Genomic DNA, 11,160 nt, shown 5'->3' with positions numbered 1-11,160 from the left:
GCATTGTTCGGCGGTGTCGGCCGCATCGGCGGCGTCAGCGTCGGCAGGCTGCTGCTCAACACGACGATCATGGCGCTCGGCATCGCGGTGGGAAAGATATTCATCTCGATCCTGTCTGCCTATGCGATCGTGTTCTTCCGCTTTCCGCTGCGCATGACCTTCTTCTGGCTGATCTTCATCACCCTGATGCTCCCCGTCGAGGTGCGCATCCTGCCAACCTACAAGGTGATGGTCGATCTCGGCATGATCGACACTTATGCGGGCCTGATCATCCCGCTGATCGCCTCGGCCACCGCCACGCTGCTGTTCCGCCAGTTCTTCATGACGATTCCTGGCGAATTGGTTGAGGCGGCGCGGGTCGACGGTGCGGGGCCGTGGCGCTTCTTCTTCGATATCCTGTTGCCGCTGTCGCGGACAAATATCGCGGCGCTGTTCGTCATCCTCTTCATTTATGGCTGGACACAGTATCTGTGGCCGTTGCTCGTCACCAACAGCAGCAACATGAACACGATCGTCATCGCGCTCAGAAAGATGGTCTCCTTCGCCGATGCCGATACGCAATGGCACCTGGTCATGGTTACAGCGATGCTGGCCATCGTGCCGCCGATCCTGGTCGTGGTGCTGATGCAACGCTGGTTCGTTCGCGGCCTGGTCGATTCCGAAAAGTGAGAAGCTGATGGCGACCGTCGATCTGAAGGATGTGAAGAAGGTCTACCCCAGCGGTTTCGAGGCCGTGAAGGGCGTTTCAATCGCGGTTCCCGACAAGGAGCTTTGCGTGCTGGTCGGCCCGTCGGGTTGCGGCAAGTCCACGCTGCTCAGAATGATCGCCGGGCTTGAAACCATCTCCTCGGGAACAGTTGCGATCGACGGCAAGATCGTAAATTCAACCGGTCCGACCGAGCGTGACATCGCCATGGTGTTCCAGAACTACGCGCTCTATCCGCATATGAAAGTCTACGACAACATGGCCTATGGGCTGCGCAACCGCGGCACGCCGAAAGATGAGATCGACAGCCGGGTCCGCGCGACGGCGAAAATACTGGAACTTTCGGCGCTGCTCGACCGCCGCCCGCGCGAGCTTTCCGGCGGCCAGCGCCAGCGTGTCGCCATGGGTCGTGCCATTGTGCGCAATCCGAGGGTTTTCCTTTTCGACGAGCCGCTTTCCAATCTCGATGCCAAATTGCGTGGCCAGATGCGCGTCGAGATAAAGAACCTGCAGCGCTCGCTTGGCGTCACGTCGGTCTATGTCACACATGACCAGCTCGAGGCGATGACGTTGGCCGACATCCTCGTCGTCATGAATGCCGGACTGGTCGAACAAATGGGGGCGCCGCTCGACGTCTACGAAAGGCCGGCCTCGACCTTCGTCGCTTCCTTCATTGGCGCGCCGCCGATGAATCTCCTGCCCCTTTCGCAAGGGCCGGCTGGTCCGGCGCTGGCTGATGGCAAGACGATTGAATTTGCGCCTGCGAACGCCGTCACGCTCGGCTTCCGCCCCGAGGATGCCGACGTCACCTTCGGGTCCGAGGCACCGTCCGGCGCGCTCATCCTGCCGGCGCTGGTCGAGGCAGTCGAACCGGTAGGCGCCGAAAGTTTCCTTCACTGCGCTGCAGGTGGCAGCAGGATCGTCGTGCGGGTCGCGGGTCGCGCCACCGCCACGGTTGGCAACCAATTGCGCGTGGTTGCCAAGGCAGAAAAGCTGCACTGGTTCGATCAGGCCGGAAAGCGCGTCGGCTAATCAGAAAGATATGCCTACGCTCCACCCACGCGGCGTTCAGGCGAAGACATGCGCCTTTCCCGATACAGTCAGCCGGACGATCTCGCCGACCGCCGGCGCGTCCATGCCCGGTTTGCGCAGGACCAGCGGCGTGTTGCCGATCGCTGCCGCATCGGGCGGATCGGCATTGTTCAAGAGCCGCACCGCGACCGTGCACATCGAGCCGGCGAATTCGGATTCCGTCACCTCGCCGAACAGCATGTCCGAGGTGCCGGACATACCCTCGCGCGACGTTCTCTTCAGCGCGATCTGCTCCGGGCGAAGCATGATGCGGGCGATATCGCGGCTGTCATGGGTGTCGACCGCGATGCGGCCGAGCGGCGAGTTGGCGAAGCCATTTGATATCTTGGCCGGCAGGATGATGGCGTCGCCGAGGAATTCGGCGATCATCCTGTCCTTCGGCTTGAGATAGAGCTCGCGCGGCGTGCCGATTTGCGAGAACTTGCCGTCGCGCATCACCGCGACCTGGCTGGCGAAGGACAGCGCTTCGGCCTGGTCGTGCGTCACCAGGATGGTGGTGATGCCGGCGGCCTCCAGAAGTTCGGCCACCGCCTTGCGCATCGAGGCGCGCAGGCCGGTATCGAGCGCCGAGAACGGCTCGTCGAGAAGCATCAGCCTGGGCTTCATCGCCATGGCCCGGGCCAGCGCCACACGCTGCTGCTGGCCGCCGGAAAGCTCGTGCGGGCGGCGTTTGAGGATCGCCTTGTCGAGCCCGACGATATAGGCGAGCTCGACGATGCGCTCAGCGCGCTTGTCCTCGCCGCGGCCCATGCCGAAACCGATATTGTCGCCAATGGTCAGATGCGGAAACAGGGCACCATCCTGCGCCACCACACCGATGCCTCGGCGATATGCCGGCACCGCAGCGCCGCCGTTGGCCAATATGGCACCGTCGAGCGTGATGTGGCCCTGGTCCGGAGCCTCGAAGCCGGCAATCAGCCGCAGCAGGGTCGTCTTGCCGCAACCGGAAGGACCGACGATCGCCGTGCGGCTGCCGCTGGCGACGCTGAGGTCGACGCCGGCAAGGGCCGCCACCGGGCCGTATTGCTTGTGCAGGCCGCTGATTTCGAGAAAGCTCATCGTCCGGCCATCCGTTTCGACTGGACATAGAGCAGCCAGGTCAAGGGCAGCGACATCACCACCATGATGAAGGCGTAGGGTGCCGCCGAGGCATAATCAATCTCGCCACTGTAGGACCAGAAAGCCATCGCCAGCGTGCGGGTGCCGTTCGGTGCCAGCATCTGGGTGGCGGTCAGTTCGTTCATGATGCCGAGCGCCACCAGGGCCATGCCGGCCGCGGCACCCGGCGCCGACAGGCGGATCGTCGTCGACCACAGCGCCTGCAGCGGCGGCCGGCCGAGGCTGGAAGCGGCGCGTTCGAGTTCGACCGGCGCCTGCGCGATCGATGCCCGCAGGCTGACCAGCGCGCGCGGCAGGAACATCAGCGCATAGGCAACCAGGATGGTGAACAAGGTCTGGTAGAGCGGCAGCGCGATGCGTACGGTGATGGTGACCAGCGCCAGTGCGATGACGACCCCGGGCAGCGAGCCGACGATGTAGTTGCAGCCCTCCAGAAGACGCTGCAATGGCCCCGGCGCGCGGATCGAGATCCAGGCCATCGGCATGGCGGCGACGGTGGCGAGCAACGCGCCGGCGAGCGCCAGGAACAGCGTCTGGCCAAGCGCCAGGCCGATCTCGTCCAAGCGCCAGACAGCGGCGCCGCCGGCGGCAAGCCAGCCGCCAATGGTGACGAACGGCACGCCGAGCGCCAAAAGCGTGATGACGACAAGCAAGAGCAGGCTAGGCAGGGTGGCGCGTCCGAGGCTTGTGCGTTGCTGATGGCGCGCCGCGCCGGAGCCGACACGGGCATAGCGCTCCTCGCCGCGCACCAGCACTTCGAGGCCGAGCAGCACGAAGCAGCAGCTGACCAGCACGCCGGCCAGCATGTTGGCGGCCGGTCCATTGAAGGTCGACTGGAACTGGTCGACGATCGCCGTGGTGAAGGTGTCGAAGCGGATGAAGACATAGAGGCCGTACTCGGCCAGCAGATGCAGGCCGACCAGCAGCGAGCCGCCGCAGATGGCGAGCCGCAATTGCGGCAGCACGACCCGCCAGAACACGCGCCGGGGCCCCAGGCCGAGTGCGGCGGCGGCGTCTTCCAGGGCGGGATCGAGACGGCGCAACGCCGCCGACACCGGCAGATACAGGAACGGGAAATAGGCGATCACGGAAACCAGCACGCCGGCCCACAGGCCGTGCAGTCCCGGCACCATGGTGACCCAGGCATAGCTGTGCACAAAAGCCGGGATGGCGAGCGGCGCCACGCACAGCCAGGCCCAGAGCCGGGCGCCCGGCAGGTCGCTGCGCTCGGTCAACCAGGCCAGCGAAACCGACAGCACGATGGTGATCGGCACCGAGAGCGCGACCAGCAGGACAGTGTTGACCAGAAGCTCGCCGACACGCGGCCGGAAGACCAGTGCCGAGACTGTTTCCCAGCCGGTCTGCACCGCGATCCAGATGATGAAGGCAAGCGGCACCAGCGCCAGCAGCGCAACGAAGATGGCGGCGAGGACCAGCCAAAGCGGTGCGCGTCGCCGAGCCCTTCGGCCTGTGCCCGAAGGCAGGCCCGAATGCGCGAGATCGACCGCGGACTGCATCAGGTCAGACGCCGTGCCGTTGCCGTCCAGCGGCAGCAATTGAAAGACCGCGATCGCGGTCGGGAACACAGCGTGTCGTCATCGACGAATGCCATCTCGAAAAACAAAATCACTCCCGCGGAAGGCGAATTCCCGCGGGAGCGTGGTCGGGTGTCCTTTTAGGACGAATGGCAACTAAAGCAAGCCGGCTGCCGTCATCAGATCGGTGACCTTCTTGGAGTTCAGCGTCGTGGCATCGACCTTCGGCGCCTGCAGATCGGCGAGCGGCACCAGCTTCGGGTTGGAGTCCGCACCCTTGCCGACCGCGTACTCGAAGGAATCGCCGGTTTTCAGCACGTCCTGACCGCCTTTGCCTGTCAGCCATTTCAGGAACGCCTGGGCTTCCTTCGGATGCTTGCTCGAAGCCAGCACACCGCCGCCGGAGATCGAGACGAAGGCGCCCGGATCCTGGTTCTTGAAATAGTGCAGCGCGACATTCTTGCTGTTTTCGCCGGTCTTGGCCTGATCGCCGAAATAGTAATAGTGATAGATCACGCCGCCTTCGATCTCGCCGGCATTGACCGCCTTCATCACCGTGCTGTTGCCCTTGTAGGCGGTGAAATTGGTTTTCATCGCCTTCAGCCAGTCGGCGGTAGCGGCTTCACCTTTGAGCTGGAGCAGGGCGCTGACGATGGCCTGGAAATCGGCGCCCGAGGGGGAGGCGGCCCAACGGCCTTTCCAGCTCGGATCGGCGAGGTCCAGCATCGACTTGGGCAACTGGTCGGCAGTCAGCTTGGTCTTGTTATAGGCAAAGACCGTGCTGCGCGCGGCAACGCCGACCCATTTGCCGCTGGCCGGCTGATAGTCCTGGGGAACCTGCGCCAGCGTGTCCGCGTCGACCGGCGCGAACAGGCCGGCGCTTTCGACCAGCGCCATGGCCGGTGAGTTTTCGGTCAGGAAGACGTCTGCGGGCGAAGCAGCGCCCTCGGCGACGATCTGGTTGGAGAAATCGCTGTCGCCGCCATTGCGCACGGTGACCTTGATGCCTGTTTCCTTGGTGAAGCCTTCGGCCCACGCCTTGGTCAGGCTTTCGTGCTGGGCGTTGTAGACAATGATGCCATCCTCTTCCGCCTTTGCCGGACCGGCGATGAGGCTGATTGCCAGCGCGGCGGCGCCGGCGAGGGTGGAAAGAGCGTATTTCATGGCATTGTCCTCGATTTCGGGGGTCCTGGGTCTGTCACGGCTGCACCTATCGATACATGACAGCTATAGTCAACATTGTTGATGTGCGTCAATCGGTCGCTGACGTGCAAAGGTCGGTGCCGAACGGACAATTCCGCGTGATGCTCACGGTTCGGCGGTGCCGCAAACTTTCGTGATTTGCCGACAGTTTGGCTTGGACATTATTTCGCCGGCCACGTAACAAATCAGCGCCGAGACGCGAAAATCGGGGAGTGAACTCTTGTGAGCGGCAAGGACGAGGCCGAACTTTCCCGGCTGATGCGGGCCGCGATCGCGGGAGATGAAAGGGCTTACGCCGACTTTCTGCACCGGATTGCCGCGCTGGTTCGCGGTTTTGCCAGGCGCAAGATCGTGCAGGGCGGGGTCGATCCCGAGGATGTCGTGCAGGAAACCTTGCTGGCCATTCATGTGAAACGGCATACCTGGCGTCAGGATGCGCCGGTGTTGCCGTGGGTCTATGCGATTGCCCGCTTCAAGCTGATCGATGCGTTCAGGCGGCGCGGACGGCGCATCGAGATCGACGTCGACGATATCGCCGAGACGTTCGCCGAGCCGGAAACCGAGACCGTCAGCGAGCGCGACATCAACCGTGCATTGGACGGTCTGTCGCCGGCTCAGCGCTCCGTGGTCTCGGCCGTGTCGGTGGAAGGGCGGTCCATCGGCGAGACGGCGGCAAAGTTCGGCATCAGTGAGACGGCGGTGCGGGTGTCGCTGCATCGCGGACTTGCCGCGATAGCCAAGCGATTCGGGCAGGGGCGGTTCGGGCGGGAATGACATGAGAACGGACGATCTCATCAAGGCGCTGGACGCCGATGCAACCAGCAAGGCGATGCCGCTGCAATCGGCCTGGTGGCTGGCCGCCGGTGCGGCAGCGGTGATCGCGGCCGTCGTTTTCCTGCTGACCATCGGCCCACGCCCGGATTTCATGGCGGCCGCGCACACGATGCGCTTCCTTTCCAAATTCGTTTTCACCATCGTGCTTGCCGTCAGCGCCTTCGCCCTGATCCGCGCCTTGTCGACACCGGGTGCGTCGACGGGCCGGGCGATGGTTGGGATGGCTGCGGCGCCAGTGCTGGTAGCCGTGGCGGTGGTTCTGGAGCTTTTCATGGTGCCGGAGGCGCTGTGGGGAACCAAAATGGTCGGCTCCAACATGATGATCTGCATGGCTTTCATCCCGCTGATCGGCCTCGGTCCGCTTGCCATCTTCCTGTGGATGCTGCGCTACGGGGCGCCGACACGGCCGGTGCTTGCCGGTGCGGTGGCAGGCCTGCTCGCCGGCGGGCTGGCGGCAACCTTCTATGCCGCCCACTGCTTCGACGATTCGCCGCTTTTCGTCGCCACCTGGTACACGATAGCCATTGCAGCGCTCGCATTGCTTGGCGCGCTCGGCGGACGGTTTTTCGTGCGCTGGTAGCGTTGCGCCACGCTCGCCCGCTCGCGCATACCGATCCTTAATCATGCCGGCAATTGTTTGCCGGTTAGCGATGGCACCGGAATGCCTGACGCAACCTTTCCTTAAAATCGATCCGCCAAGGTTGAGGCGAGAACATGCGTTTGCGCACGGGGGTGGCACGTATCGTGATGCGGCGAGGATTGACCAGCCGAGAATCTCTTGGGCGTGCAGGGCTGGCGTTGCTCGTCGCCGGCCTGGGCGTGCTGGCGGCCTCGATCCTGCTGTCGCGCCTGGACCTGGGCACCGAAGCCTTGAAACTCTGCCTGCAGATCGCGATGGCAGTGGCGGCGGGCGCGCTGTTCCTCGCCGCCCTGTCCACCCGCAGGATCAGCATGGATCGCCAACAGATCGCCGAGAGCGAGCTGCGCTTCCGCCGCGCCATGGAGGATTCAGCGATCGGTATCGTCGTTGTCGGTCTCGATGGGCGCATCCGCCAGACCAATCCGGCCTTCGCGGCCATGCTTGGCTACACAAGCGAAGAGATCGAGACGCTGACTTTCTTCCAGATCACGCATCCCGACGACCAGCAGATCGGGCGGGAGACGATGGACGATCTGAAGGCGGGCACGGTCAATTCCTTCCATTTCGAGAAGCGCTATCTCCGCAAGGACGGAACGCCCGTCTGGGCCCATCTTGCCGGTTCGGTCATTCGCGATGAGACCAGCGGCCGCCCGCTCTATCTCGTCTCGCAAATCGAGAACATCGACGCTCGCAAGCAGGCCGAGGCGCGCATTGCCGAAGCGGAAACGCGTTGGAATTTCGCGCTCGCCGGCGCCGGCCAGGGCGTCTGGGACCTCGACATGCGCAAGGGCGGCACGACCTATTCCTCGACCTGGGTCAAGATGCTGGGCTATGCGGATGGCGAGCTCGATGGCGACACCGACCGCTGGCTGACGATGATCCATCCTGATGATCGCGAGACTGTCGCCGAAGCGGATCGCGCTCATCTCGAGGGCAAGACACCGTTCTTTGAGGCCGAGTTCAGGATGCGCCACAAGGATGGCCACTGGGTGTGGATCCTCGACCGCGGCAAGGCCATCGAACGTGATGAGGATGGACGGCTGATCAGGGCCATCGGCAGCTTGACCGACATCACCCGCCGCAAGGAGGCCGAAGAGCGCCTCACCGTGTCGGCGGCAATGCTTGCCGATGAAAAGGAGCGGCTGAGGGTGACGCTGCAATCGATCGGCGATGCCGTCATCTGCACCGATGCCGCAAACCGGATCACCTTCATGAACCCGGTCGCCGAAAAGCTGACCGGGATTGCCGGCGGCGAGGCTCTCGGCAAGATGCTTGGCCATGTCTACTGGGCGGTCGACGAGGAGACGGGGCACAGGATCGGCGTGACCCGGCCCGCGGTTGGCGTTCATGCGCCCGCCGACCAGAACAGCCGCGCCGTCCTCATCCGGCGCGACGACACGCGCTGCAGCATCCGCCAGGTGGTGTCGCCGATCGTCAACGACCGCAACGAATTCTGCGGGCTGGTCATCGTCTTCCAGGACTTTACCGATGCGCGCGCGCTGCAGCGCCAGCTCGCCCACGCCGCGGCACACGATGCGCTGACCGGCCTTGCCAACCGCTCCAGCTTCATCCGCGCCATGGAGGACCTCGTCGACCAGGCGCGCAAGGACGGCACCGCCGACACGACAAGGTTGGTCGGCGACACGACAAGGTCGGTCGGAGGCGCCGGACATCAGTTCATGTTCATCGACCTCGACCACTTCAAACTGGTCAACGACACGGGTGGCCACGCGGCGGGAGACGCGCTGCTGAAGCGGGTTGCCGTGGCTATTCGCGGCGTGCTTGGTCCAGACGACATCGTCGCTCGCCTCGGCGGCGACGAATTCGCGGTCGTTTTGAAATCGGGTTCGGCAGCCGGCGCCAAGATCGCGGCGCGCTCCATCATCGATGCGATCGGCGGGCTAGACTTCACCTGGGACGGCCGTCCTCACGTGATCGGCGCCAGCATCGGGTTGGCTGCGATCAATGCCAATTGTGGCGAGGTCGACGAGATCATCGCCAGGGCCGATGCGGCTTGCTATGCCGCCAAGGCGGCGGGCCGTGGCTGTGTCTCCGTGGCGCCCGACGCACAGATCGTGGATGGCCGGACAGAGCCACTGGCGGTGGCCTCCTGATAGACCCGTCGCCGCTGAACCGAAAGGCTTGTCCCTGATTTGCGCCGACGATCCGCTCAGCGCGTCGGGACGGGATGCTCGCCGCGATAGTCGTAGAAGCCGCGCCCGGTCTTGCGGCCGAGCCAGCCGGCCTCGACATATTTCACCAGGAGCGGGCAAGGGCGGTACTTGGAGTCCGACAGGCCGTCATGCAGCACCTGCATGATCGACAGGCAGGTATCGAGCCCGATGAAGTCAGCCAGCTGCAGCGGCCCCATCGGATGGTTGGCGCCGAGCCGCATCGCGGTGTCGATGGCGTCGACCGAGCCGACACCCTCATAGAGCGTGTAGATCGCCTCGTTGATCATCGGCAGCAGGATGCGGTTGACGATGAAAGCAGGAAAATCCTCCGAGACCGTGATCGTCTTGTCGAGCTGCTTCACATAGGTCTTGGCTGCCTCGAAGGTCTGGTCCTCGGTGGCGATGCCGCGCACCAGTTCGACCAGCTTCATCAGCGGCACCGGGTTCATGAAATGTATGCCGATGAACCGCTCGGGCCGGTCGGTCTGCGCGGCAAGCCGCGTGATCGAGATCGACGAGGTGTTGGTCGCCAGGATGGCTTCGGGATTGAGCTGCGGACAAAGCTGGGCGTAGATCTTGCGCTTGACCGTCTCGTCCTCGGTCGCCGCCTCGATCACCAGGTCAGCACCCGCAAGATCGGCCATCGCGGGCGCGGCCGAAATGCGGCCCATCGCATCGTTGCGCACCTTCTCGTCGAGCTTGCCGGACCCCACCTGGCGGGCCATGTTGCCGCTGATCGTGGCGATGCCCTTCTCGATGCGGTCGGGCGAGATATCGTAGATCAATACCTTGTAGCCTGAAAGCGCGGAGACATGGGCGATGCCGCCACCCATCTGGCCCGCGCCGATGATGCCGATCGTCTCGATCTTGCTCATTACACCGATCCCGTCCTGAACCCTTCCGCTTGAACTGCGAAAGCGCTCCACCTTTTATTTTACCGCAATCCCGGACGCAAAACCGCTGCGCACTTTTGCTGGATTGCTTTCAGCCTTTGCGGCCTGCTTTTTGTGCGGTGCAAACTAAAAGGGCGGGGCGACTTCGTCTACCCCACCCTCACCATTTAATACGCTTTGGCAGAAAGCGTCAAAGCGCCTTTTGCAGTTCCGGCAGGATGACGAACAGGTCGCCGACGAGGCCGTAGTCGGCAACCTGGAAAATCGGCGCCTCCTCGTCCTTGTTGATGGCGACGATGACCTTGGAATCCTTCATGCCGGCAAGGTGCTGGATGGCGCCGGAGATGCCGACCGCGATGTAGAGATCGGGGGCAACCACCTTGCCGGTCTGGCCGACCTGCCAATCGTTCGGCGCATAGCCGGCATCGACGGCGGCGCGGGAAGCGCCGACCGCGGCGCCGAGCTTGTCGGCAACCGGCAGGATGACCTCCTGGAATTTCTCCGAGGAGCCCAGCGCGCGGCCGCCCGAGATGATGATCTTGGCCGAGGTCAGCTCCGGACGGTCGGTCTCGGAAAGCTTGTTCTCGATGAAGGTGGAGAGGCCCGGATTCGCCGCGGCCTTAACGGTCTCGACGGCTGCCGAGCCGCCCTCGGGGGCTGCCTGGAAGGAGGCGGTGCGCACGGTGATCACCTTCTTGGCGTCGCTCGACTGCACCGTCTGGATGGCGTTGCCGGCATAGATCGGCCGCTTGAAGGTGTCGGGCGATACGACTTCGATGATCTCGGACACCTGCGCGACATCGAGGAGCGCAGCCACGCGCGGCGCGACATTCTTGCCCGACGAGGTCGCCGGCGCGATGATGGTGTCGTAGGCGCCCGCCAGCGACACAATGAGCGCTGCCGTCGGTTCGGCCAGGCGCTCGGCAAGCTCGTCGGCCTCGGCCAACAGCACCTTGCTCACGCC

The 11,160-nt window shown here is 64.0% G+C and carries 10 protein-coding genes; 5 read left to right on the top strand and 5 right to left on the bottom strand.

Annotated features, from left to right (window positions below):
• Positions 1–669, top strand: a 669-nt coding sequence (gene ugpE / locus ENZ74_RS09155) for a sn-glycerol-3-phosphate ABC transporter permease UgpE (protein WP_127312739.1), incomplete at its 5' end; no start/stop codon positions are given.
• A gap of 7 nt (positions 670–676) precedes the next feature.
• Positions 677–1,738 carry a sn-glycerol-3-phosphate import ATP-binding protein UgpC gene (locus ENZ74_RS09150; RefSeq protein WP_024503776.1) on the top strand — a complete coding sequence of 354 codons (1,062 nt, stop codon included), beginning with the start codon at positions 677–679 and terminating at the stop codon, positions 1,736–1,738.
• Positions 1,739–1,774: 36 nt separating this feature from the next.
• Here ENZ74_RS09150 and ENZ74_RS09145 read toward each other — a convergent pair whose 3' ends face one another.
• The 3 genes from ENZ74_RS09145 to ENZ74_RS09135 all read right to left on the bottom strand — a co-directional run bounded on the left by ENZ74_RS09145 (position 1,775) and on the right by ENZ74_RS09135 (position 5,616).
• A complete protein-coding gene (locus tag ENZ74_RS09145) occupies positions 1,775–2,857 on the bottom strand; it encodes an ABC transporter ATP-binding protein (RefSeq protein ID WP_013529417.1) in 1,083 nt (360 codons plus the stop codon).
• The gene (locus ENZ74_RS09140; RefSeq protein ID WP_063170345.1) at positions 2,854–4,434 is read right to left on the bottom strand and encodes an iron ABC transporter permease; all 1,581 of its coding nucleotides are present in this window, start codon (positions 4,432–4,434) and stop codon (positions 2,854–2,856) included. The genes ENZ74_RS09145 and ENZ74_RS09140 overlap by 4 nt, the downstream gene beginning before the upstream one ends.
• Positions 4,435–4,608: 174 nt before the next feature.
• On the bottom strand, positions 4,609–5,616 hold the full coding sequence (locus ENZ74_RS09135) for an iron ABC transporter substrate-binding protein (RefSeq protein WP_013529419.1): 1,008 nt from the start codon (positions 5,614–5,616) through the stop codon (positions 4,609–4,611).
• Positions 5,617–5,877: 261 nt separating this feature from the next.
• On the opposite strand from ENZ74_RS09135, the gene ENZ74_RS09130 reads away from it, so the two are divergent.
• The 3 genes from ENZ74_RS09130 to ENZ74_RS09120 all read left to right on the top strand — a co-directional run bounded on the left by ENZ74_RS09130 (position 5,878) and on the right by ENZ74_RS09120 (position 9,243).
• The gene (locus tag ENZ74_RS09130; protein ID WP_013529420.1) at positions 5,878–6,429 is read left to right on the top strand and encodes a sigma-70 family RNA polymerase sigma factor; all 552 of its coding nucleotides are present in this window, start codon (positions 5,878–5,880) and stop codon (positions 6,427–6,429) included.
• A gap of 1 nt (position 6,430) precedes the next feature.
• Positions 6,431–7,069: an NrsF family protein gene (locus ENZ74_RS09125; protein WP_013529421.1), complete on the top strand. Its 639-nt coding sequence runs from the start codon at positions 6,431–6,433 to the stop codon at positions 7,067–7,069.
• Positions 7,070–7,203: 134 nt separating this feature from the next.
• A complete protein-coding gene (locus ENZ74_RS09120) occupies positions 7,204–9,243 on the top strand; it encodes a PAS domain S-box protein (RefSeq protein ID WP_082826552.1) in 2,040 nt (679 codons plus the stop codon).
• Positions 9,244–9,299: 56 nt separating this feature from the next.
• On the opposite strand, the gene ENZ74_RS09115 is transcribed toward ENZ74_RS09120, so the two are convergent.
• Complete coding sequence (locus ENZ74_RS09115) at positions 9,300–10,178, bottom strand: 3-hydroxybutyryl-CoA dehydrogenase (protein ID WP_013529423.1); 879 nt, start codon at positions 10,176–10,178, stop codon at positions 9,300–9,302.
• Positions 10,179–10,386: 208 nt separating this feature from the next.
• A partial coding sequence (locus tag ENZ74_RS09110) for an electron transfer flavoprotein subunit alpha/FixB family protein (protein ID WP_164760976.1) occupies positions 10,387–11,160 on the bottom strand: 774 nt, incomplete at its 5' end.

This window comes from Mesorhizobium sp. M7A.F.Ca.CA.002.15.2.1 (assembly GCF_003998715.1).
Taxonomy (GTDB): Bacteria; Pseudomonadota; Alphaproteobacteria; order Rhizobiales; family Rhizobiaceae; genus Mesorhizobium; species Mesorhizobium ciceri.
Note: the sequence above shows the minus strand (reverse complement) of the source record. Positions and strands in the feature narration are given on the sequence as shown.

What these genes read in the sequence shown, in the direction of transcription:
- ENZ74_RS09150 (WP_024503776.1), top strand. Translation starts at nt 677, where the DNA reads ATGGCGACCGTCGATCTGAAGGATGTGAAGAAGGTCTACCCCAGCGGT.
- ENZ74_RS09145 (WP_013529417.1), bottom strand. Translation starts at nt 2,857, where the DNA reads ATGAGCTTTCTCGAAATCAGCGGCCTGCACAAGCAATACGGCCCGGTG.
- ENZ74_RS09140 (WP_063170345.1), bottom strand. Translation starts at nt 4,434, where the DNA reads ATGCAGTCCGCGGTCGATCTCGCGCATTCGGGCCTGCCTTCGGGCACA.
- ENZ74_RS09135 (WP_013529419.1), bottom strand. Translation starts at nt 5,616, where the DNA reads ATGAAATACGCTCTTTCCACCCTCGCCGGCGCCGCCGCGCTGGCAATC.
- ENZ74_RS09125 (WP_013529421.1), top strand. Translation starts at nt 6,431, where the DNA reads ATGAGAACGGACGATCTCATCAAGGCGCTGGACGCCGATGCAACCAGC.
- ENZ74_RS09120 (WP_082826552.1), top strand. Translation starts at nt 7,204, where the DNA reads ATGCGTTTGCGCACGGGGGTGGCACGTATCGTGATGCGGCGAGGATTG.
- ENZ74_RS09115 (WP_013529423.1), bottom strand. Translation starts at nt 10,178, where the DNA reads ATGAGCAAGATCGAGACGATCGGCATCATCGGCGCGGGCCAGATGGGT.